The organism is Rhodoferax sp. GW821-FHT07F03 (assembly GCF_059418745.1).
The window spans coordinates 277,147-298,722 of sequence record NZ_JBWKQM010000008.1; the positions used below are offsets into that span (position 1 = coordinate 277,147).

Here is a 21,576-nt window from a genome sequence, read left to right on the forward strand (position 1 = left end):
AAGCAGTTAAGCCACGCGATGCGTGCGTACCCAGTTACGTTGCAGCCAGCCGCCGGGCGACAGCAGCAGCGAAGCCGCGTACAAAGCCCCGGCGCACCCGATGATGGTTGGGCCGGAGGGCTTGTCAAAGTGGTAGGACAGCAGCAACCCAGCCACGCCGGCCAGCATGGCTTGCAGGCTGGCGTTGACCAACTGGGCGGGCAGGGTGTCGTGCCAGAGCCGGGCCGACACGGCTGGGATCATCATCAGGCCGACGGCCATCAGCGTGCCCAGGGTCTGGAAGCCAGCCACCAGGTTGATGACCACCAGCATCAAAAAGCCCTGCTGCCATACCCAGGTACCCCAGCTGCGCTTGCCGGCAGCGCTGAGGAATACCGGGTCGAAACTCTCCAGCACCAGGCCGCGGTAGGCCGCCGCCAGGGCCAGCACACTGACGCTGGCCACCGACGCCACCAGCTGCAGGCCCGGCCCGTCCACCCCCAGGGCGCTGCCGAATAGGATGTGCAGCAGATCCAACTGCGTGCCGTGGCGCGATATCAAGGTGACGCCCAGCGCCAGCGACACCAGGTAGATGGCGGCCAGGCTGGCGTCTTCTTTCAGCGCGGTGGCGCGGCTGATCCAGCCGGCCAGCGCCGCCACCAGCATGCCGGCGACGACGCCGCCCAGGGCCATGGCCGTCAGCGACAGGCCGCAGAGCATGAAGCCGATGGCCACGCCGGGCAGGATGGCGTGGCTGAGCGCATCGCCCAGCAGGCTCATGCGGCGCAGTGTCAAAAACACGCCCAGCGGCGCTGCGCTGAGCGACAGGGCCAGCGTGGCCACCAGCGCGCGGCGCATGAAGGCGAAGTCGGCGAACGGGGCCAAAGCGATGTCCCACAGGCTGTGCAGCAGGTCCATCATGCGGGTACTTTCTGGGCGGATGGTGCGCGCATGGCTTGTACCTGGTCCAAGTTGTCGATGGAGCAGACTTCGGCGGTCTCATCCCAGGCCTCGGCCATGGCGCGGGCGCGGCGCAGGTTGGCCTCGGTCATCACCTGCGCGGTTGGCCCCCAGGCCACCAGTTCGCGTGCCAGCAGCAGGGTCTGCGGAAAATGCTCGCGCACCTGCGCGTCGTCGTGCAGCACGGCAATCACCGTGCGCTGCTGGCCGTGCCATTGGCGGATCAGGCCCAGTAGGGCAGCGGTGGTTTTGCTGTCCATGGCGTTGAAAGGCTCGTCCAGCAGGATCAGATCCGCGTCTTGCACCACCATGCGGGCAAACAACACGCGTTGTAGTTGCCCACTGGACAAGGAGCCGATGGACCGCCGGCCAAAGTCGCCCAGCCCCACGGCCTGCAGGGCGGTATCGGCGCGGGCCAGTTGCGCCGCATCTACACCGCCCCAGGCGCCCTGGCGCGGCCAGCAGCCCAGCAGCACGCAGTCACGCACATCCATGGGAAAGCCGCGGTCTATCTCGGCCAGCTGTGGCAGGTAGGCAATGCGCTGGCGCGGCACGGCCAGGTCCACCCGGCCACCGCCCAAGGGCAACAGGCCCATGATGCTTTTCAGCAGCGTGCTTTTGCCCGAACCATTCGGTCCCACCACGGCTGTCAGCGAGCCCGGAGCAAACTGACCGCTGATGTGGTGCAGGGCAGGGTGTTGGCGGTAGCTGACCGTCAGGTTGTACAACGTGAGGTCATTCACCATGGCGCCACATCCATATTGGCCCAGTCCACGGCCAGCCATAGCAGCGCCACCACGGGCAACAGAGTCAGTACCCGCAACCAGGCGGGCCAGGCCAGCACACTGCGCTGGAAGAGTTTTTGTAGGAATAAGGTGAACATGGCTTTACATAATGAGATGGCATAAAGCCACCCGGTTGCGGTAATAATGCAACCTGATTGCGGTTAATATAATGCAACTTTGTTGCGTTATTAAATTTTTCGTCAAGATTTACAAAGCACCACGCCATGGCTTCCTCGTTGCCCCCCACTGCTGCCGACCCGATTGACGCGCTGTTGTCGGCCCACGGCCTGCGCCGCACCAGTGCCGCGCGCCTGGTGCTGGGCTGGCTGCTGGCCCACCCGGACACCAGCTACACCCATGCGCAGCTGCAGGCGGCCCTGGCCAGCGACAGCAGCGAGGCACAGGACCCCGTAAGCCTCGACCGTGTGACCCTGTACCGCCTGATCGACCGACTGACCCAGGTCGGCCTGCTGCTTTGCCGTGTCGACGCCAACCGCGTGCGCCGCTACCAGGCCATGCCGGCCAGCGTGCACGCCATCCCCCATTTCGAATGCCAAAGCTGCCACCGCGACAGCCCGCTGGCCGGCGCCCTGAAAGCCAATGCCAGCGACCTGGAGCGTGCCGCCCAGTCCGCCATTGCGGCCCTGCAGGCCCTGGGCTACCAGGACATGAGCATGGACTTTGCCGTGCGCGGCGTATGCATAGACTGCGCCGCCGGGGCCAGCGCGTGATCCGTACGGCGGGCCTGGCCTACCGGTACGGCAAAGGTAGCGAACTCGTTTTCCCCGATATCGATGTGGCCCAGGGCGGCACGCTGCTGCTTAAAGGACCGTCTGGCGCGGGTAAATCCACTTGGCTGGCACTGGCGGCTGGCCTGCTGCGGGCCAGCGGTGGCCACATTGAGATCGCCGGGCAGAACCTGAATGCTATTCAAAAGCTAGCTACCGACGCATGGCGGGCGGGCGCCATCGGCTTTTTACCCCAGCGTTTGCATTTGAGTGAGGCGCTGACCGTGCGCGGCAACCTGGCCATGGCGCAGTGGGCAGCCGGCGTGGTCGACGACCCGCAGGCAGTGCAATCCACGCTGGACGTGCTGGGCCTGGCCGGGCTGGCCCAGCGCAAACCCAGCCAGCTGTCCGGCGGCCAGGCCCAGCGTGTGGCCCTGGCCCGGGCCGTGCTGCTGCAGCCCAAGGTGATACTGGCCGACGAGCCCACCGCCAGCCTGGACGAAGATGCGGCCCAAGCGGCCCTGGCCTTGCTGCAAAGCAGTGCCGCCCGTTGCCAGGCCACCTTGGTCATCGCCACGCACGACGCGCGGGTGGCAGCCGCTTTACCCCATGCAGTTACATGCCAAATTGGCCTGCAACGCACGGATAAGCTGCGCGAGAAGCTATGAAAATAGTAGCAATATCCTTCAAATACCTGTGGTCGCGTCCTTTAGCAGCGTCCCTCAACCTGCTGCTGCTGGCGCTGGGCCTGGCGTCCATCACCTTTGTATGGCTAACCAGCGAGCAAATGGACCGCGCTTTTGACCGCGACCTGGCTGGCATAGACGCGGTGGTCGGGGCCAAGGGCAGCCCCATGCAGCTGATACTGGCCGGCGTGTTCCATATCGACGTGCCACCGGGCAATATCCCGCTCACCGCCGTGCAAGAGCTGGAAAAAGACAAGCGCGTGGCCAAGCTGATCCCCATCAGCCTGGGCGACACCTTTCGGGGTTTCCGCATTGTCGGCACCACCACCGCCTACGCCGAGCATTACGACGCCAAGCTGGCCACCGGCAGCATGTGGACCCAGCCCATGCAGGCCGTGGTGGGCGCCCAGGTGGCGCAGAACACCGGTTTGGCGATGGGCAATAAGTTCTACGGCTCGCACGGTCTGGGCGGCGGTGGCCATATCCACGGCGACTTTCCGTACTTGGTGACCGGCGTACTCGCCCCCTGCGGCTGCGTGCTGGACCGGCTGGTGCTGACGGCCACCGAATCGGTCTGGAAGGTGCATGAAAAAGCCACCGCCGTGGACGACGAGGACCAGAAGATCATGGAAGCCGAGCGCGAGATCACGCTGGCGCTGATCACCTACAAAAGCCCACTGGCCGCCGTGACCTTCCCGCGCTACATCAACACCGCAACCGAGATGCAGGCCGCCGCGCCGGCGGTAGAAATCACCCGCCTGCTGCGTATGGTGGGTGTGGGTACCGACGTGCTGCGCGGCTTCGGCGCCGTGCTGCTGCTGACCGCCGGCCTGAGCGTTTTCATCGCCCTGTGGAACGCCGTGCGCGAGCGCCGCGCCGACCTGGCCATGCTACGCATGCTGGGCGCGTCACCCTACAAGGTGGCCGGCCTGGTGCTGTGTGAGGCGCTGCTGCTGGCCGCCATGGCCACGGCTTTGGGTCTGCTGGGCGGCCATCTGCTGGCCCAACTGGTGGGCAACTGGCTGCAGGCCGAACGCTCGCTGCCGTTGACTGGCTGGATCTGGTTGCCGTCCGAATGGTGGGTGCCACTGCTGGGCGGCGTGGTGGCCACCTTGGCCGCAGCCTTGCCGGCGCTGGAAGCCTACCGGCTGGATGTCACTACCTTATTGAACAGCCGTTAAATTTTTGAATCGGAGCTTTGCCATGACCAAAACCGCCACCGCCTTGCTGCTGTCCCTGCTGACTGCCAGCGCCTTTGCCGCCGAAGACATGAGCCAGGCCAAGGAAGACATTGCCCGCCACCGCGCCATGGCGGCGGCACATGAAGCTGCCGCGCAATGCCGCGAAGCTGGCAAGGGCGAAGACGTGTGCTTCAAGGAATTGCAAGCTGCCTGCAAGGGCATTGCCATTGGCAAATTCTGCGGCATGAAGCACGAGCATTAAACTTGCAATTCACAGAGAAGCCACCGGAGCACGCCATGAAACTCGCCGCCATCTCCCTGCTGAGTGCCTTCACGCTGGGCTCCGCGCTGGCGCAGACACCGCCTCTGGGCTCCATCGACCTGCCGGCCGGCTCTGGCCCCGGCTACCACAGCCCCAACAGCCCGTTTGCACCGCTGCAGGAGCGTGCAGACGTGGTGCCCTGGTCGGTGCTGACCGCCGTGAAGACCCGGGCCGAGAAAAACCGCATCCTGCCCAATTTCGGCCTGCCCCAGCTCGCCTTGCACCAGAAGGTGCAGCGCGTGCAGGGCTTCATGATGCCGTTGGAGCCGGGCGAGAAGCAAAAACATTTCCTGCTGACCTCGGTGCCTCTGACCTGCGCCTTCTGCCTGCCAGGTGGGCCAGAGAGCATGGTCGAAATAAAAACCAAGACTCCCGTGAAATACAGCATGGAACCCGTGGTTGTGGAAGGGCGTTTTGCCGTTCTGAACGATGATCCCTACGGTTTGTATTACCGTATGGTGGACGCAAACGCGGTGAAGTAGCCTCCTAATTCACCTCTGCCGGTAACGGTGTGAATGCGTCTATAGAATGACAGCATGGCCACCAAAATTCCCAAAAAGCCACCGCCGCCCGTGAACCAGCCGTCGAAATCCGACGACGGCGATTCGGTCGTGCTTGAGCGTCGCACCGAAAAGATCAAGCCGCCGCACATGTACCAGGTGCTGCTGCTCAATGACGATTACACCCCCATGGAGTTCGTGGTGGTGGTAATCCAAGAGTTTTTCAACAAAGACCGCGAAACCGCCACCCAGATCATGCTCAAGATCCATCTGGATGGAAAAGCCGTGTGCGGCGTGTATTCCAAGGACGTGGCAGCCACCAAGGTAGACCAGGTTCTGGAAGCCGCCAAACAGTCTGGACACCCGCTACAGTGTGTCAGCGAGCCGTTGGAATAACGGCTGCTTGAATAAGTCAAATTGCATCCCAAGTAGAGTGCGTCATCAGAGTGTTGTAACAGCAAGGCAAAAAAGGAATTCACATGATTGCCCAAGAATTGGAAGTCAGTTTGCACATGGCTTTCGTGGAAGCGCGCCAGCAACGCCACGAATTTATTACGGTTGAGCACCTGCTGCTGGCTTTGCTGGACAACCCCAGCGCGGCCGAAGTTCTGCGTGCCTGCTCCGCAAATATTGACGATTTGCGCAAGTCGCTGAGCAACTTCATCAAGGACAACACACCCCAGGTCGCCGGCACCGACGATGTGGATACCCAGCCCACGCTGGGCTTCCAGCGTGTGATCCAGCGCGCCATCATGCACGTGCAGTCTACCGGCAGCGGTAAGAAGGAAGTGACCGGCGCCAACGTGCTGGTCGCCATCTTTGGCGAAAAAGATTCTCACGCCGTCTACTACCTGCACCAGCAAGGCGTGACGCGTCTGGACGTGGTGAACTTCATCGCCCACGGTATCAAGAAGAGTGATCCCCCCGAGCCCTTGAAGGCCGCCGACAGCCAGGCTGAAGGCGAAGAGGGCGGCGGCGAGAAGAATGAAAAAGCCTCCCCACTGGAGCAGTTCACCCAGAACCTGAACCAGATGGCCAAAGAGGGCAAGATCGACCCGCTGATTGGCCGCGAGTACGAGGTCGAGCGCACCATCCAGATCCTGTGCCGCCGCCGCAAGAACAACCCGCTGCTGGTGGGTGAAGCCGGCGTGGGCAAGACCGCCATCGCCGAGGGGCTGGCATGGCGCATAACGCAAAAAGACGTGCCGGAAATCCTGGCCGAGGCGCAGGTCTATTCGCTGGACATGGGCGCCCTGTTGGCGGGCACCAAGTACCGCGGTGACTTCGAGCAGCGCCTGAAAGGTGTGCTCAAGTCCTTGAAGGACAAGCCCAACGCGATCCTGTTTATTGATGAAATCCACACCTTGATCGGCGCCGGTGCAGCCTCGGGCGGCACGCTGGATGCCTCCAATCTGCTGAAACCGGCGCTGTCCAGCGGCCAGCTGAAGTGCATTGGCGCCACCACCTTTACCGAATACCGTGGCATCTTCGAAAAAGACGCTGCGCTGTCACGCCGCTTCCAAAAGGTGGACGTGGTGGAGCCGTCTGTTCAGGAGACGGTGGAAATTCTCAAGGGTTTGAAGTCGCGCTTTGAAGAACACCATGGCGTCAAGTACGCCCTGGCTGCTCTGCAGGCCGCTGCCGAGTTGAGCGCCAAGTACATCAACGACCGCCATCTGCCCGATAAGGCAATTGACGTGATCGACGAAGCCGGCGCCGCCCAGCGCATCCTGCCGACCAGCAAGCGCAAAAAGACCATTACCAAGGCCGAGGTGGAAGAGATCGTGGCCAAGATTGCCCGTATTCCGCCCGCGAATGTCTCGAACGACGACCGCGGCAAACTCAAGACGCTGGAACGCGACTTGAAGAGCGTGGTGTTTGGCCAGGACAAGGCGCTGGACGTGCTGGCATCCGCTGTGAAGATGGCGCGTTCGGGTCTGGGCAAAGGCGACAAGCCGATCGGCTCTTTCCTGTTCAGCGGTCCCACGGGCGTGGGCAAGACCGAAGCGGCGAAGCAACTGGCCTACATCATGGGCATCGAGCTGATCCGCTTCGACATGTCTGAATACATGGAGCGCCATGCGGTTAGCCGCCTGATTGGTGCGCCTCCAGGCTATGTCGGTTTCGACCAAGGTGGCTTGCTGACCGAGGCCGTTACCAAGAAGCCGCACTGCGTGCTGCTGCTGGACGAAATTGAAAAGGCCCACCCGGACATTTTCAATGTGCTGCTGCAGGTCATGGACCACGGTACGCTGACCGACAACAACGGACGCAAGGCCGACTTCCGCAATGTCATCATCATCATGACGACGAATGCGGGTGCCGAGACCATGAACAAGGCGACCATTGGCTTCACCAACCCGCGTGAATCGGGTGACGAAATGGCCGATATCAAGCGCCTGTTCACACCGGAGTTCCGCAACCGTCTGGATGCCACCGTGAGCTTCAAGGCGCTGGATGAAACCATCATTCTGCGTGTGGTGGACAAGTTCCTGCTGCAACTGGAAACCCAGTTGGCCGAGAAGAAGGTGGACGTAACGTTTACCGACACTCTGCGTAAATATCTGGGCAAGAAGGGCTTCGACCCGTTGATGGGCGCCCGTCCGATGCAGCGCCTGATCCAAGACACGATTCGCCGCGCTTTGGCGGACGAATTGTTGTTTGGCCGCTTGATTGATGGTGGTCGCCTGACGGTGGACATGAAGATCACCAAGGACGAAAAAGGCGTGGAGTCCGGTGAGGTGGAGCTGGACATCCAGCCTTTGCCTAAGAAGGAAGGCCGAGCCAAGCCTGAGTCGGAAGAGGCAACAGCGGGTTGAGCTGACCAGCAGAACAAAAAAGGGGCGGTACTCTTGGGTACCGCCCCTTTTTATTTGGTGCTGCTCGTGTTGGTTGATGCCTTACAGCGGCAAGCCCTCCAGTGCCGTGTAAGTCTTTTTCAACCAGGTTTTGACGCGCTGGCGTTCCAGAATACCCAGGCCATCGGTTTCGCTACGTTCGTGTACTGCACTCCAGAAACTGGCGTTCTGGCGGTCGATCTTGCGCATGCAAGCGTCTTGTAGTGCGGGCAGTTCGATGACGCGGGCGCCTAGCTTCAGTGCTTCGTCCATGGCGCTGGAGGCGCGCATGAGCGAAAAATCCGAACCCCGTCCGTGGTTCATCACAATGATGTAGGTGGGTGCGCTGCCAAAGTTCTGCATCAGTTCCGTCAGCAAGCTGACCGAATCCTTGCCTTCATCGATAACGTGCCAAAAGTTAACGGCTATGTTCAGATCAGCGAGTACCTCAAACAAATCTGAGTCTTTGATCCAACGCGCCAGAGGCGCGGCTGTCTGCGCCGCCAAGTCTACGATGACGTTTTGGTGGGGGTTGGCCTCAAAAGCCTCAGCGATCCGGTCCAGTCCTTCAAAGCTGTCAACCAAGACGGGGGAAGCAAAGTCGGGATAAAAGCGGGTAAACGAGTTGTGCGAGCGGTCGGTGTCAAACCCCGTGAATGCCAGGCCGGCATCCAGGAAATATTGTGCGAGCACGCGCGCTGTGACCGATTTGCCTACGCCACCTTTTTCACCGCCAATAAAATTGATAGAGCTCATTGATTTCCCTGGGTTGTTTGTTTGATTCTACGAGGCAAGTTTTACAACTTTTGTGCTTTGTCTTGTCAGCAAGAACCATGCGCAAAACGTTATTACACGCTATTGCAGTCCGTACATTTTCCAGCTGTATATGACGGCGCTGCGGGCTCTATGGTTTGTCTTTCCCTGGTAGACCTTGTGTAAAGTTCAGGCCAAAAATATCACCTTAAATATATTCGCTAAGTCTTTGATCTTGTGTGAAGTTTTTGATTTGGATACACTCCTTCTGGATCGTTTCTGAACCGGAGATGAACTCATGCCACTCCCTGAAAGCCCCGTTTTGAACCGCCTGCTACATATTGTTTCTGTTATTACCTGTTCCGCGCTCATGGCAAGTGCCCCGGCGCATGCCGCGCAGCGTAAAAAAGTGAGTGTTGAGAAGGTTCAAGCCGTAACAACCAAGTCCAAGCGCAGTGCGGTGGTGGTGAAAACCAGCCGCAGTGCACGTGTATCCAAAACCTTGGTCGCTACCAAGAAGGTGGCACGGCCTGTAGCAGCCATCATTCCTGCCAAGCAGTCCTTTGGTGAATTGGCGGGTTTGCACGGTGCCCCAGATGCCTTGGCACTCAAATCCAGTGTCGCTCTGGTGATTGACCAAGACACGCGCGAAGTTCTTTTCAGCAAGAATGACCAGGCGGTTTTGCCAATCGCATCCTTGACCAAGCTGATGACGGGTGTGGTAATTAACGAAGCCAATCTGCCGATGGACGAGGACATCACAATAAGCCAAGATGATGTGGACACCGAAAAATGGAGCCGCTCCAGGCTGACCGTAGGCACCACTTTGAGCCGAGGCGAATTATTGCACCTGGCCTTGATGTCCAGCGAAAACCGTGCTGCCCATGCGTTGGGGCGCACCTATCCAGGCGGCTTGGCTACCTTTGTTTCCCTGATGAATGCCAAAGCTAAGATGCTGGGCATGAAGGACACCCGCTACGTTGAACCTACGGGGTTGTCTAGCAACAACCAATCCAGCGCCCGTGATCTAGCCACGCTGGTGAATGCTGCTTACAACGAACCCACTCTGCGCGAGCTCTCCACTTCTCCTGGTTATCAAGTTGACATTGGCCGCAGAACGCTGCAGTTCAATAACACCAACCGTTTGGTGAAAAGCCCGGATTGGGACATTGGCCTACAAAAGACTGGTTACATCTCGGAGGCCGGTCAGTGCCTGGTGATGCAAGCCAAGATTGCTGGACGCAAACTGATCATGGTGTTTTTGGACTCTGCCGGCAAACTGAGCCGCATTGCCGACGCAGAACGCGTGCGTCACTGGGTGGAATCCAACCCTGTAGTCAAGACTGCGGGCTGAGTGCATCTCGTCCGCAGCAGTTGCTTTGCTGCTTAGTTGATATCCGCCGTCTTGTAACCCAAGGCGGCGGATATTTCATTTGCCGTATTTTGTAATTTTGGCAACCATCCTTCGTCGAGGCGGTCCGCTGGAGCAGAGATTGACAGGCCTGCCACCAGCTTGCTTTGGTCGTCGTAAATGCCGACGGCGATACAGCGCACCCCCAATTCCAGCTCCTCGTTGTCGCGTGCGATGCCGTACTGCCGGGTTTTGGCCAAATCACGCTCCAGCATGTGGATATCGGTCAGGCTGTTTTTTGTCTGACCGCTGAGGCCCGTACGCATGGCGTAAGCGCGTACGCGCTGTGGTTCATCCATGGCCAGAAACAACTTGCCTACCGAGGTGAGATGCAATGGGGCCCGCCCGCCAATGGCGCGCACAACCTGCATGCCCGAGCGCTCGCTGTACGCCCGTTCGACGTAAACAATTTCGTCACCTTGGCGCAGGCTCAGGTTCACGGGCTGCTGGGTAAGTCGGTGCAACTCGCGCATGGGGACCAGGGCGGCGTCGCGTACGTTCAAACGACCTTTGACCAAGTTGCCCAGCTCCAGCAAGCGCATACCCAGGCGGTAACTGCCAGGCTCTGGCCGGTCTACAAAGCGGCCGGTTGCCAAATCATTCAGGATACGGTGGGTGGTGGAGGGGTGCAGACCCGTTCTTTCGCTGATTTCCTTGAGCGACATGGCATCTTCACGGGACGCCAGAACATCGATCAGCGCAAACATGCGCTCGATGACTTGGACGGTCGGAGTGGCGGGTGCACTGGGTTCTGATGGCTTCATTGCAGCTCCCATTAAGAGATACTGGATCTTACCTTATGAAATGTGCGGTTGCACAATATGAAATCAACTCATCGTTGATGAAGCCCGCTAAAGATGTGCTGGGCTAGCTTGCCACAGCGGTCCAGACACCATCTTTCAGGATTTCATGGGGTGCAAACCGGGACTTGTAGAGCATCTTGGGGCTCTGCGCAATCCAATAGCCCAGATATACGTAGTCCAAACCCAGCTGCCGCGCTTGTTCGATCTGCCATAGAACGTTATAGGTGCCGTAGCTCGTGTGCTGCTCAGGTTCGTAAAAGGTATACACGGCGGACAAGCCGTCGTCCAGCACATCCAAAATAGACACCATCTTGAGTCGGCTGGCCGATCCGTCTGCGGCTAATTCCCTGAATTCGACCAAACGCGAACTAACCCGGCTTTGCAGCAAAAATTGCGTGTACTGGTCAATGCTGTCCTGGTCCATGCCGCCGCCCGCGTGGCGGCCATTTTGGTAACGCAGATACAGCTCGTAATGCTCACGTACAAAGCCTAATTCCAACACGCGTGATTGCAGCGAGCCGTGCTGGGCCAAGGCGCGCTTTTGGCTGCGATCGGGTTTAAAACTATGGGCCAACACGCGTAATGGCATGCAAGACTGGCAACCGTCGCAATAGGGGCGGTAGGTGAACAGGCCGCTGCGGCGAAAACCCATGCGTACCAGCTCCGAATAGGTTTCCGTTTGGATCAAATGGCTGGGGGTTGCCACCTGGGACCGTGCCTGCCGGTCCGACAGATAGCTGCAGGGATAGGGTGCCGTGGCATAAAACTGCAGGGTTTGCAGCGGCAATTCATGGAGGTTTGTCACGGGCCGGGCTTAGAAGCAAGCAGTGCATCCCAGTATACGGGGTCGAATTGCCAGTGCGGTGCAGCTTGGCTTGCGTTGCGCACGATCTGCGTGCAAAAGTCTGCCCTGGGGATTTCGCGCGCACCCATGGACGCCAGGTGGGCCGTGTTCTGTTGGCAATCGATCAGTGGGATGCCGTGGGCACGGCAAAAGCATACCAGGGCGGCCAGAGCGATCTTGGACGCGTTGGGCATGCGGGTGAACATGGATTCGCCAAAGACAGCCTGGCCCAGAGCCACGCAATACAAGCCGCCAGCGAGCTCTCCGTCTATCCAGGTCTCTATGCTGTGTGCGTAGCCGGCTTGGTGCAGCTCTATATATGCCTGCATGACGTCGGCCACGATCCAGGTGCCCGTTTGTCCTGGCCGTGCGCTGCCTGAGCAGGCCCGGATGACGTCTGCAAAGGCATGGTCTATGCGGATCTCGCAGCCCGGAGTCCGGACGAAGCGTGCCAGAGTCTTGCGCAGCGAACGGTGCAGGCGAAACTCCTGGGTATGCAAGACCATGCGCGGATCGGTACTCCACCACAGGATGGGCTGGCCCGTGCTGAACCAGGGAAAAATACCTTGTCGATAGGCGCGCTGCAGACTGTCTACATCCAGCGCGCCGCCCGCAGCCAATAGGCCAGGGGCAGGATCGGTTGGACCCCAGGCCTGTGTTACAGGTGGAAAGGGTTCTCCCGGCAAGAGCCAGGGAATAGGTTTGACCGGAGGCGGGCGCGAGGATGACATGCCTGCAGACTTATAGATATTTAAGGCGCCAAGCGCTCGCGAATCCAGCGGATGTTGCTATCTAATGTATAGCGAAGGCGGTCATGTAGCCGGCTCTTGCGTCCTTGCCAGAACTCCCAGCGATCGGCCTGCAAGCGGTAGCCGCCCCAATGGGGAGGGCGCGGCGGGTTCAAAAGAAACTGCGCGCCACACTTGGCGGCATTGGCCACCAGGGTACTGCGGCTAGAAATCACCTGTGATTGGGGGGATGCCCATGCACCCAACCGGGAATCCAGCGGGCGACTTTGGAAATAAGCGTCGCTTTCTGCATCGCTGACCTTTTCCACTACACCTTCTATACGCACTACACGCTCCAGCTCCACCCAGTGGAATTGCAGGGACGCATAGGGGTTGCCCGCCAGTTCTTGGCCCTTACGGCTTTCGTAATTGGTGTACCAAACGATGCCACGGGCATCAAACCCTTTGATCAGCACGATACGGGTCGATGGCCGCAAATTGTGTGCCACCGTAGCCAGGGTCATGGCATTGGGTTCGGGTACCTGGGCGTCTACAGCCTCGTTCAGCCACTGTTCGAATTGCTGTAGCGGGTCTGCGTGAGATGCCTCTTCATTGAGTTCTGCGCGTTCGTAGCTTTTACGCAGATCGGCAAGCTGGGTAGTAGTTAGGCTCATGGCTTGGATTGTGCCGCCGAACCAAGCCTGATAAGCCGCCATGGCCATCCCTGGGCGGCTTAATTTCAGACCCTGCAGCGGCGATGGGACTACTGCAGGTAGGGGCGCCCAGCTTCTTGGGGCTATAGCTCACAAGCAGGTTCTTGGTCTGTTGGTAGTGATCCAGCATCATCTTGGGCATCTCCCTGTTTCCCGGACGCTTTGCCTAGCCCTTTAAGGGTTTCGCCCCTCAAATTAAACTAGGCTGAGGTCGCCCAATTTTGAGTGTTTTCTGAATGGTGCGAGTGCTGCAGCAATGCGACGGCAATGTGTCCCAGGCGGCGCGCCAACTGGGCGTCAGCCGCAATACGCTGTACCGCAAATTGGGCTCCAAATAAGGCCTGTGGTGAGGCTGCGGCCAAGGGTTTGCCCTGGGGCGTTCGTAACCCACTGGTAACTGCGGGGCGGTACAAAATTGCAGTTAAGGGGTACCATGGGGGTTGTAATTTTGTTACCAAAAAACATGAAACTCCACCCCACCGTCAGCGCGGTCACAGACCGCATTCGCGCACGCAGCGGGCCTAGTCGCAGCGCGTATCTGGAACGCCTTGAGGCCGCTGCACAGCGCAAGCCCGGTGCCGAACGCATGGGCTGCGCCAACGTGGCCCATGCATTTGCCGGCATGCCGAACAATGACAAGTTCAAGGTGGTTGCCGAAAAAGCGCTGAACATCGGCATCGTGACCGCTTACAACGATATGTTGTCGGCCCACAGCCCGCTGCTCACATACCCGGAGTTGGTCAAGGCCGAAGCCCGCCTGCATGGCGCCACGGCCCAGGTCGCTGGCGGCGTGCCCGCTATGTGCGATGGCGTGACGCAGGGCACGCCGGGAATGGAGTTGAGCCTGTTCAGCCGGGATGTCATTGCCATGGCTACTGCGGTCGCTCTCAGCCACGATATGTTCGATGCCGCCCTGATGCTGGGTGTGTGCGACAAGATCGTGCCAGGCCTACTGATTGGCGCGCTTCAGTTTGGCCATTTGCCCATGGTTTTTGTGCCTGCGGGGCCGATGCCGTCCGGCCTGTCCAACAGCGCCAAATCCAAGGTGCGCGAGCAGGCGGCCCAAGGCCTGGTTGGCCGTGCCGAGCTGCTTGAGGCGGAATCTGCCGCCTACCATGCGCCCGGCACCTGCACTTTCTACGGTACCGCTAACAGCAACCAGATGCTGCTGGAAGCCATGGGTCTGCATGTACCCGGCACGGCTTTTGTGGCCCCCGGTGGTGCACTGCGTGATGAACTGACCCGCGAATCGACCCGTACTGTGCTGAGTGCCGTCAAATCCAAACGCTTCGCCCCCATTGGCAAGGTGGTGGACGAGCGCTGCATCGTTAATGCCATGGTAGCTTTGGTGGCCACCGGCGGATCCACCAACCATTTGATTCACTGGGTCGCGGTAGCCGCTTCAGCCGGCATTGTGATTGACTGGGACGACTTCAGCGCATTGTCTGATGTGGTGCCCACGCTCTCGCATGTGTATCCCAACGGCAGTGCCGACGTGAACCAGTTCCAGGCCGCAGGCGGCCCCGGCTTCATCATCCGCGAGTTGCTGGATGCCGGTTTCATGCATGAAGACGTGTTGACGGTGCGCGCTGGTGGTATCCGTGAATACACAGGCGTGCCGGTACTGGCCGGTGACAGCCTGCAGTGGGAACCTACGGGGCCGTCCAAGGACACCAGCATCGTGCGCCCAGCCAGTGCGCCGTTCAGTGCAACAGGTGGGTTGAAGCTGTTGCAGGGCAACTTGGGGCGCAGCGTCATCAAGGCATCCGCCGTGCCGGAAGACCGCTATGTCATCGAAGCGCCGGTGCGCCTGTTTGATTCGCAAGAGGCACTTCATGTGGCCTTCAATGCCGGAGAACTAAACCGGGACGTGATTTGTGTGGTGCGCTGGCAAGGCCCGAAGGCGAACGGTATGCCAGAGTTGCACAAACTGACGCCACCGCTGGCCGTGCTGCAAGGTAAAGGCTACCGGGTGGCGCTGGTGACCGATGGCCGCATGAGTGGCGCATCGGGCAAAGTGCCCTCGGCCATCCACGTCTCTCCCGAGGCGCTGGCCGGTGGCCCGCTGGCCAAGTTGCTGGATGGCGACGTGGTGCGCCTGGATGCGATTGCTGGCACCCTGCAGGCCCTGGTGCCGGATGATGAATGGGCTGCGCGGCCATTGGCCACCATGCCTGAAGCCTTGCGCGTGGCCAATGGCCTGGGCATGGGCCGTGAATTATTTTCGGGCATGCGTCGCAATGCCCTGACTGCAGAACAAGGAGCTCTCACATGGATGTAAACAAGAACGCAAACGGCCGCTGGACGGCGCGCCAGGTCATGGAAGACGCGCCGGTGATCCCGGTGATCGTGCTGAACGACGTCGCCCATGCCGTGCCGCTGGCGCGCGCCCTGGTGGCGGGCGGCATCCGTATGTTGGAAGTCACGTTGCGCACACCGCAGGCGCTGGAATGTATAGAGCGCATCGCCAAGGAAGTCCCTGAAGCAGTGATCGGTGCGGGCACCATCCGCAGTGCGGCGGATGCGGCAGCAGCGGTCAAGGCAGGCGCCTTGTTTGGCGTCAGCCCGGGCTACACCCGCGCGGTCGGCCAGGCTTGCCGCGATCTGGGCTTGGCACTGTTGCCTGGTGTGGCCACTGGTAGCGAGGTCATGATGGCGCAGGAAGACGGCTTTACCGAGCTGAAGTTTTTCCCTGCCATGCAAGCGGGCGGCCCGGCCATGCTGAAGGCCTGGAGTGGTCCATTTTTTGACGTGAAGTTCTGCCCCACGGGTGGCGTTACCTTGCAGAACGCGCCGGACTTTCTGGCTCTGCCCAACGTAGTGTGCGTCGGCGGCTCGTGGATCGTACCGACAGATGCCATGAAGGCTGGCGACTGGGGTCGCATCACCCAGCTGTGTCTGGACACGGCAGCTTTGAAGAAAAAAATGGCCTAAACCAGAGAATCAATAAAGCGCCTCCCGAGGCGCTTTTTTTCAGACTGAAAACGGCGTTTGCGCCAGGAACCTGCCCGCTATGCCGAGCGTGAACAGGTTAGGTGACTGTGTGCGGGGCATATTCGCTTTTACGCGGGCATGGAACTGGCCGTAGTTGCCGACGAAACCACCCTGGTTCCAGACCTTCAATACCTGTTCGGTGAATGCGCCGTTGTGGTCGCCATCCATCGAAGTTTGGTTGTCTTGGCAGCCGGAAATCAATAGCACCGAGGGCTTGAATTTCTTCACGATGGCCGTCAGGCGGCTGCTGGCCGCAACCTGGGCCAGCGCAGTGTCCGGGTCGATCGCTGCCGTGCCGGCGGCCTTGGTTACCTCTGTTTGCAACTTGTCATAGAAGGCCTGGTGGTCGCGGTAGACACGCATCGCTACGGCCGTGGGCATGGCGCGTTCTCGCGGTCCGGTTGGCATGGCCCGGGTGACGGAGCCGCTGTGGCAGCTGTCGGACAGCACCAAAATGCGCACGCCCGCAGCGAACTGGCTGAGCTCGAAATACAGCTCGTCGTCGATCAGCTGCCCGTCATACAGACACCAGGTTTCGTCCTGTTTGTCGGCTTCGTCACCATTGGCGTCGGGCACCTGGCCACCGTGGCCCGAGTAGGTAAGGAAGAACAGGTCGCCGGCACGCAGGCTCTTGGCAGCGTTGCGAATTGCCGCCAGGGCTTTGGCGCGCGTGCCATGCCTGGTCAGCAAGACGGTGGACTTCATGCCTTTGGACTTGGCGATGGCCGCCATGTCGTTGGCATCAAACTCGCACGCCGCCAGCGGTCCGGTCCAGCCCGAATAGGCAGAGCCACTGACGGCATTCAGACCGATGTGCAGCGACAGCGCTTTGGCCGCTGCGGGTGTGGTGGTTTTTGGGCTGGCCATGGTGTCCCCCGGGTAGTAGTTGGAGGGGCATATTCCGTCCGCTTGTCTTCAACTGTCAAGCGGCGACGCAGGGCGGGGGGCTGGCGCTGTTACAGACCGGTACCGTCGGCGTGTTCCGCACGTTGGATTAGTTCGATCTTGTAGCCATCGGGGTCGGTCACAAAGGCAATCACGGTGCTGCCGCCTTTGACCGGGCCGGCTTCCCGCGTCACATTGCCGCCGGCCGCCTTGATCTTGGCGCAGGCCGCGTAGGCATCGGGTACGCCCAGGGCAATGTGGCCGAACGCTGTACCGGGCTCATAGCTGCTGACGCCGTGGTTGTAGGTCAGCTCGATCTCGGCATGGTCGGGGTTGCTTCCGTAGCCCACGAACGCCAGCGAGTATTTGTATTCGGTGTTCTCGGACGTACGCAGCAGTTGCATGCCCAACACTTGGGTATAGAACTGGACGGAGCGCTGCAAATCGCCAACGCGCAGCATGGTGTGGAGGAGTCTCATCGTGGGGCCTTGTGGTGGAAAAAGGGTAGGGCGCAAATACTACCGGCTTGTTATTTAATGGTCGCTATACGGGGTATAGATTTTTTATGAAAAAACAAGCTCTGGCGCAGGTAGCATCTGCGCAAGTAGCTGCAAAAATAATAGCAAATAAAAAAGGCGCATGCCCTGGAGCATGCGCCTTTAGGAGCAGATCTCATCCGCTCTATCTTTTATAGCGCTTGCCGCTGGTGCAATCTGCGCTAGAGCCCAAAATCTACTTGGAAATTACCGGCTTAACGGCCGAAAGGGCCGCGCGAACCGCCGCCGGGGCCCCGGGAGCCACCACCGTTGCCGCGACCGCCACCATAACCACCGCCGTTGCCGCCGCCATAGCCTCCACCACCGCCTCCATTACGGTTGCCACCACCAAAGCCGCCGCGGCGGCCACGGTCTAACATGCTGTCTACGCTGGTGCGCATGGGGTCGGGTTGACCGCCCTGGGTTGCGCGGGGCGCAGGCGCTTGGCCGCCCATGGATGCTGAGCGGGTGTGGTCAGGCTGTGCGCCACCACCGTAGCCGCCGCCATAACCGCCACCGCCGCTGTAACCGCCGGAGCGTGCGCCGCTGTTGCTACCACCGGGACGCGGGCCCCGACCACCTTGGGGCGGACGTGCACCTTGTGGACGGGGAGGCGCCATGCCGTCGCCTTGCGGCGCACTGCGTGGGCCACCGCGCGGTCCGTTGCGGCCACCGCCATTGCCAGCGCGCTGGCCACTGTCGCCTTGCGAAGCCTTGTTCTCACGCACGCGTTGCAGCATTTCGGTTCGTGCAGCCTTGGCTGCGGCTTGCATCACGTCACGGCTGGGTGGTTTGCCAGCGCCGCCCCAGATGGTCTGGCGGCCCATGGCGATGGGTTCGGCACGTTCGCCGGGCTCGGGCATGAAGCCTTCGATGACTTGCACCGCAATTTCTTGCTTGGTGAAGCGCTCGATGTCTTGCATGAAGCCTTCTTCGTCCAGGCACACCAGATTCACCGCAGCGCCTTCGGCACCCGCGCGGCCGGTACGGCCGATGCGATGCACATAGTCTTCGCAGACGTTCGGGATTTCGTAGTTCACCACGTGCGGCAGGTCATCGATGTCGATACCGCGTGCTGCGATATCGGTAGCTACCAGGGCGCGTACATCGCCGCTCTTGAAGCCTTGCAAGGCTTGGGTACGCGCCGACTGGCTCTTGTTACCATGCAGCGCCATGGCGGTGATGCCATTCTTTTCCAGGAATTCGGCCACATTGTTGGCGCCGAACTTGGTGCGGGTGAACACCAGCACCTGGCTCCACTTGTGTTCCTGGATGATGTGGGCCAGCAGGGCCTTTTTCTTGCCGCGACCGACCGGGTGGATCACCTGGGTGATGCGCTGCACGGTGGTGTTGCGGGGCGTGACCTGCACGCTTTGCGGGTTCTTCAGCAGGGTGGCTGCCAAGTCGCGGATTTCATCGCTGAAGGTGGCGGAGAACAGCAGGCTTTGCTTGTCCTTGGGCACGGCGGCCAGCACCTTCTTCACGTCGTGGATGAAGCCCATGTCGAGCATACGATCGGCTTCGTCCAGCACCAGGATCTGCACCTGGCCCAGGTCCAGCATGCCTTGCTGCATCAAGTCCAACAGGCGGCCAGGGGTGGCGACCAGAATGTCTACGCCCTTTTTGACCTTGGTGATTTGCGGGTTCATGCCCACGCCACCAAAGACGACGGTGGAAGTCAGTTCCAGGTATTTGCCATAGGTTTGTACCGACTCCTCGACTTGGGCGGCGAGTTCACGGGTGGGGGTCAGCACCAGGGCGCGAATACCCTTGCCGCCGAATTTGTTTTGCGCGGGAGCGCTTTCGGTCAGGCGCTGCAGCAGGGGCAGGGTGAACGCTGCGGTTTTGCCGGTACCGGTTTGCGCGCCGCCCAGCAGATCGTGCCCAGCCAAGACGACCGGAATGGCCTGCGCTTGAATGGGGGTGGGCTCGGTGTAGCCTTGCTCTTGCACGGCCTTCAGAATGGCCGGGGCCAGATTCAGTTCTTCAAAGTTCATTTTGTTGCGCCCGTCCTGGGCGCTTGGAAGCCTGGCCTATCGCCCGTACAGTCAACACGGGCACCAATCAAAGGCAGACATTTTTTAAAAATGGACGCAAAACAAGTCGTTTTGGCCCCCAGCGAAGTGCTGGCGTTGCAGCCAATTGGAATGCCGCAACAGGTAGATTGTCGCATGCTGGGATAATCAGGGTTCGCCCGACTAGTTTCGGCAGATTTTTTTGCACTAACCAGACCTTCAAAACAGATGGCTCAATACGTTTTTTCCATGAACCGCGTCGGCAAGATCGTGCCGCCCAAGCGCCACATTCTTAAAGACATTTCCCTCAGTTTCTTTCCCGGCGCCAAGATCGGCGTGCTGGGTACCAACGGCTCCGGCAAGTCCACCTTGCTGAAGATCATGGCTGGCCTGGACAAGGAAATTGAAGGCGAAGCCATCCCTATGGCCGGCCTGAACATCGGCTATCTGCCGCAAGAACCCCAGTTGGACCCGACCCAGACCGTGCGCGAAAGCGTCGAAGCCGGCATGGGCAAGGTGTTCGCCGCCAAGGCCCGTCTGGAAGAGGTCTATACCGCCTACGGCGAAGAAGACGCCGACTTTGACGCCCTGGCCGCCGAACAGGCCGAGCTGGAGGCCATCATCGCCACCGCCGGCACCGACTCCGAACACCAACTGGAAATCGCCGCCGACGCGCTCCGCCTACCACCCTGGGACGCCAACATCGGCGTGCTTTCAGGTGGTGAAAAGCGCCGCGTTGCGCTGTGCCGTTTGCTCTTAAGCAAGCCCGACATGCTGCTGCTCGACGAGCCGACCAACCACTTGGATGCCGAATCGGTGGACTGGCTGGAGCAGTTCCTGCAGCGCTATTCCGGCACCGTAGTGGCCATTACCCATGACCGCTACTTCTTGGACAACGCCGCCGAATGGATTCTGGAACTGGACCGTGGCTCCGGCATTCCCTACAAGGGCAATTACTCGGACTGGCTGACGCAGAAGGGCGCACGCCTGGAAGCCGAACAGAAGGGCGAAGAAGCCCGAGCCAAGGCCTTGAAGAAGGAATTGGAGTGGTCGCGCCAGAACCCCAAAGCCCGCCAAGCCAAGAGCAAGGCCCGCCTGGCCCGCTTCGAAGAACTGAGCGACTTCGAATACCAAAAGCGCAACGAAACCAACGAAATCTTCATCCCCGTGGCTGACCGCCTGGGTAGCCAGGTGATCGAGTTCAAGAACGTCACCAAGTCCTTTGGCGACCGCGTGCTCATCGACAACCTGAGCTTCAACATCCCTGCGGGCGCCATCGTCGGCATCATCGGTCCCAACGGTGCCGGCAAGTCGACGCTGTTCAAACTGATCGCGGGCAAGGAGAAGCCGGATTCGGGTGAAGTGGTGATCGGCTCCACCGTGAAGATGGCTTTCGTCGACCAGCATCGTGATGATTTGTCGAACGAAAAAACCGTCTGGGAAGACGTGTCCGGCGGACTCGACATCCTGAACGTAGGCAAGTTCCAGATGGCCAGCCGCGCCTACTGCGGCCGCTTCAACTTTAACGGTGCAGACCAGCAGAAGAAGGTCGGTATGTTGTCCGGTGGTGAGCGTGGTCGTTTGCACCTGGCCAAGACCCTGATTGCCGGTGGCAACGTGCTGATGCTGGATGAACCGTCGAACGACTTGGACGTGGAAACCTTGCGCGCGCTGGAAGATGCACTGTTGGAATTCGCCGGCACCATGCTGGTCATCTCCCATGACCGCTGGTTCCTGGACCGTATTGCCACCCACATCCTGGCCGCCGAAGGCGACAGCCAGTGGACCTTCTTCGACGGCAACTACCAAGAGTACGAAGCCGACAAGAAGAAGCGCCTGGGCGAGGAGGGTGCCAAGCCCAAGCGTATGCGTTACAAGGCACTGAAGTAAGGTCTGCCCAACATGACACAGGATGG

At 60.2% G+C, this 21,576-nt stretch carries 23 protein-coding genes; 12 read left to right on the forward strand and 11 right to left on the reverse strand.

What is annotated here, in order from left to right:
• Window positions 1-6 precede the first annotated feature (6 nt).
• The 3 genes from AC07R0_RS14445 to AC07R0_RS14455 are packed head-to-tail and all read right to left on the reverse strand — an operon-like array spanning window position 7 to window position 1,822.
• Window positions 7-897, reverse strand: a complete 891-nt coding sequence (locus AC07R0_RS14445; RefSeq protein WP_495105358.1) for a metal ABC transporter permease — start codon at window positions 895-897, stop codon at window positions 7-9.
• Complete coding sequence (locus AC07R0_RS14450; protein WP_495105329.1) at window positions 897-1,685, reverse strand: metal ABC transporter ATP-binding protein; 789 nt, start codon at window positions 1,683-1,685, stop codon at window positions 897-899. Before AC07R0_RS14450 ends, AC07R0_RS14445 begins: the two co-directional genes overlap by 1 nt.
• Window positions 1,679-1,822, reverse strand: a complete 144-nt coding sequence (locus AC07R0_RS14455) for a hypothetical protein (protein ID WP_495105330.1) — start codon at window positions 1,820-1,822, stop codon at window positions 1,679-1,681. The genes AC07R0_RS14450 and AC07R0_RS14455 overlap by 7 nt, the downstream gene beginning before the upstream one ends.
• 126 nt (window positions 1,823-1,948) lie before the next feature.
• Between AC07R0_RS14455 and AC07R0_RS14460 the strand changes: the two genes are divergently transcribed.
• The 7 genes from AC07R0_RS14460 to clpA all read left to right on the forward strand — a co-directional run bounded on the left by AC07R0_RS14460 (window position 1,949) and on the right by clpA (window position 7,960).
• The gene (locus AC07R0_RS14460; RefSeq protein ID WP_495074302.1) at window positions 1,949-2,455 is read left to right on the forward strand and encodes a Fur family transcriptional regulator; all 507 of its coding nucleotides are present in this window, start codon (window positions 1,949-1,951) and stop codon (window positions 2,453-2,455) included.
• Window positions 2,452-3,120, forward strand: a complete 669-nt coding sequence (locus AC07R0_RS14465) for an ATP-binding cassette domain-containing protein (protein ID WP_495105359.1) — start codon at window positions 2,452-2,454, stop codon at window positions 3,118-3,120. Before AC07R0_RS14460 ends, AC07R0_RS14465 begins: the two co-directional genes overlap by 4 nt.
• A complete protein-coding gene (locus AC07R0_RS14470) occupies window positions 3,117-4,319 on the forward strand; it encodes an FtsX-like permease family protein (protein WP_495105331.1) in 1,203 nt (400 codons plus the stop codon). Before AC07R0_RS14465 ends, AC07R0_RS14470 begins: the two co-directional genes overlap by 4 nt.
• Before the next feature lie 22 nt (window positions 4,320-4,341).
• The gene (locus tag AC07R0_RS14475; protein WP_495074300.1) at window positions 4,342-4,581 is read left to right on the forward strand and encodes a hypothetical protein; all 240 of its coding nucleotides are present in this window, start codon (window positions 4,342-4,344) and stop codon (window positions 4,579-4,581) included.
• A 35-nt stretch (window positions 4,582-4,616) separates the two neighbouring features.
• Window positions 4,617-5,123 carry a DUF3299 domain-containing protein gene (locus AC07R0_RS14480; protein WP_495105332.1) on the forward strand — a complete coding sequence of 169 codons (507 nt, stop codon included), beginning with the start codon at window positions 4,617-4,619 and terminating at the stop codon, window positions 5,121-5,123.
• 54 nt (window positions 5,124-5,177) lie between these two features.
• Window positions 5,178-5,537, forward strand: a complete 360-nt coding sequence (clpS, locus tag AC07R0_RS14485) for an ATP-dependent Clp protease adapter ClpS (protein ID WP_495074298.1) — start codon at window positions 5,178-5,180, stop codon at window positions 5,535-5,537.
• 83 nt (window positions 5,538-5,620) lie between these two features.
• Window positions 5,621-7,960, forward strand: coding sequence for an ATP-dependent Clp protease ATP-binding subunit ClpA (clpA, locus tag AC07R0_RS14490; protein ID WP_495074297.1), 2,340 nt, complete (start codon window positions 5,621-5,623; stop codon window positions 7,958-7,960).
• A gap of 81 nt (window positions 7,961-8,041) precedes the next feature.
• Here the strand turns inward: clpA and AC07R0_RS14495 are convergent, their stop codons facing one another.
• On the reverse strand, window positions 8,042-8,734 hold the full coding sequence (locus AC07R0_RS14495) for a nucleotide-binding protein (RefSeq protein ID WP_495105333.1): 693 nt from the start codon (window positions 8,732-8,734) through the stop codon (window positions 8,042-8,044).
• A 295-nt stretch (window positions 8,735-9,029) separates the two neighbouring features.
• On the opposite strand from AC07R0_RS14495, the gene AC07R0_RS14500 reads away from it, so the two are divergent.
• Window positions 9,030-10,085: a serine hydrolase gene (locus tag AC07R0_RS14500; protein ID WP_495105334.1), complete on the forward strand. Its 1,056-nt coding sequence runs from the start codon at window positions 9,030-9,032 to the stop codon at window positions 10,083-10,085.
• 32 nt (window positions 10,086-10,117) lie between these two features.
• On the opposite strand, the gene AC07R0_RS14505 is transcribed toward AC07R0_RS14500, so the two are convergent.
• The 4 genes from AC07R0_RS14505 to pdxH all read right to left on the reverse strand — a co-directional run bounded on the left by AC07R0_RS14505 (window position 10,118) and on the right by pdxH (window position 13,191).
• On the reverse strand, window positions 10,118-10,906 hold the full coding sequence (locus AC07R0_RS14505) for an IclR family transcriptional regulator (protein ID WP_495074294.1): 789 nt from the start codon (window positions 10,904-10,906) through the stop codon (window positions 10,118-10,120).
• Window positions 10,907-11,009: 103 nt separating this feature from the next.
• Entirely contained in the window at window positions 11,010-11,750 is a 741-nt protein-coding gene (locus tag AC07R0_RS14510; protein WP_495098187.1) for an arginyltransferase, read from the reverse strand.
• The gene (aat, locus tag AC07R0_RS14515; protein WP_495105335.1) at window positions 11,747-12,520 is read right to left on the reverse strand and encodes a leucyl/phenylalanyl-tRNA--protein transferase; all 774 of its coding nucleotides are present in this window, start codon (window positions 12,518-12,520) and stop codon (window positions 11,747-11,749) included. Before aat ends, AC07R0_RS14510 begins: the two co-directional genes overlap by 4 nt.
• A 20-nt stretch (window positions 12,521-12,540) precedes the next feature.
• A complete protein-coding gene (pdxH, locus tag AC07R0_RS14520; protein WP_495105336.1) occupies window positions 12,541-13,191 on the reverse strand; it encodes a pyridoxamine 5'-phosphate oxidase in 651 nt (216 codons plus the stop codon).
• A 275-nt stretch (window positions 13,192-13,466) separates the two neighbouring features.
• Here pdxH and AC07R0_RS14525 point away from each other — a divergent pair, with 275 nt between their 5' ends.
• The 3 genes from AC07R0_RS14525 (at window position 13,467) to eda (ending at window position 16,164) form a co-directional block, all read left to right on the forward strand.
• On the forward strand, window positions 13,467-13,568 hold the full coding sequence (locus AC07R0_RS14525; protein ID WP_495105337.1) for a helix-turn-helix domain-containing protein: 102 nt from the start codon (window positions 13,467-13,469) through the stop codon (window positions 13,566-13,568).
• 125 nt (window positions 13,569-13,693) lie between these two features.
• Window positions 13,694-15,511, forward strand: coding sequence for a phosphogluconate dehydratase (gene edd / locus AC07R0_RS14530; protein ID WP_495105338.1), 1,818 nt, complete (start codon window positions 13,694-13,696; stop codon window positions 15,509-15,511).
• Entirely contained in the window at window positions 15,502-16,164 is a 663-nt protein-coding gene (eda, locus tag AC07R0_RS14535; RefSeq protein ID WP_495105339.1) for a bifunctional 4-hydroxy-2-oxoglutarate aldolase/2-dehydro-3-deoxy-phosphogluconate aldolase, read from the forward strand. Before edd ends, eda begins: the two co-directional genes overlap by 10 nt.
• A 39-nt stretch (window positions 16,165-16,203) precedes the next feature.
• On the opposite strand, the gene AC07R0_RS14540 is transcribed toward eda, so the two are convergent.
• From AC07R0_RS14540 to AC07R0_RS14550, 3 genes are all read right to left on the reverse strand, one after another.
• Window positions 16,204-17,091 carry a caspase family protein gene (locus AC07R0_RS14540; RefSeq protein ID WP_495105340.1) on the reverse strand — a complete coding sequence of 296 codons (888 nt, stop codon included), beginning with the start codon at window positions 17,089-17,091 and terminating at the stop codon, window positions 16,204-16,206.
• Window positions 17,092-17,180: 89 nt separating this feature from the next.
• Entirely contained in the window at window positions 17,181-17,588 is a 408-nt protein-coding gene (gloA, locus tag AC07R0_RS14545) for a lactoylglutathione lyase (RefSeq protein WP_495105341.1), read from the reverse strand.
• A 272-nt stretch (window positions 17,589-17,860) separates the two neighbouring features.
• The gene (locus tag AC07R0_RS14550) at window positions 17,861-19,642 is read right to left on the reverse strand and encodes a DEAD/DEAH box helicase (protein WP_495105342.1); all 1,782 of its coding nucleotides are present in this window, start codon (window positions 19,640-19,642) and stop codon (window positions 17,861-17,863) included.
• 246 nt (window positions 19,643-19,888) lie between these two features.
• On the opposite strand from AC07R0_RS14550, the gene ettA reads away from it, so the two are divergent.
• Window positions 19,889-21,550, forward strand: coding sequence for an energy-dependent translational throttle protein EttA (gene ettA / locus AC07R0_RS14555; protein ID WP_495074283.1), 1,662 nt, complete (start codon window positions 19,889-19,891; stop codon window positions 21,548-21,550).
• The last annotated feature ends 26 nt before the right edge of the window (window positions 21,551-21,576 follow it).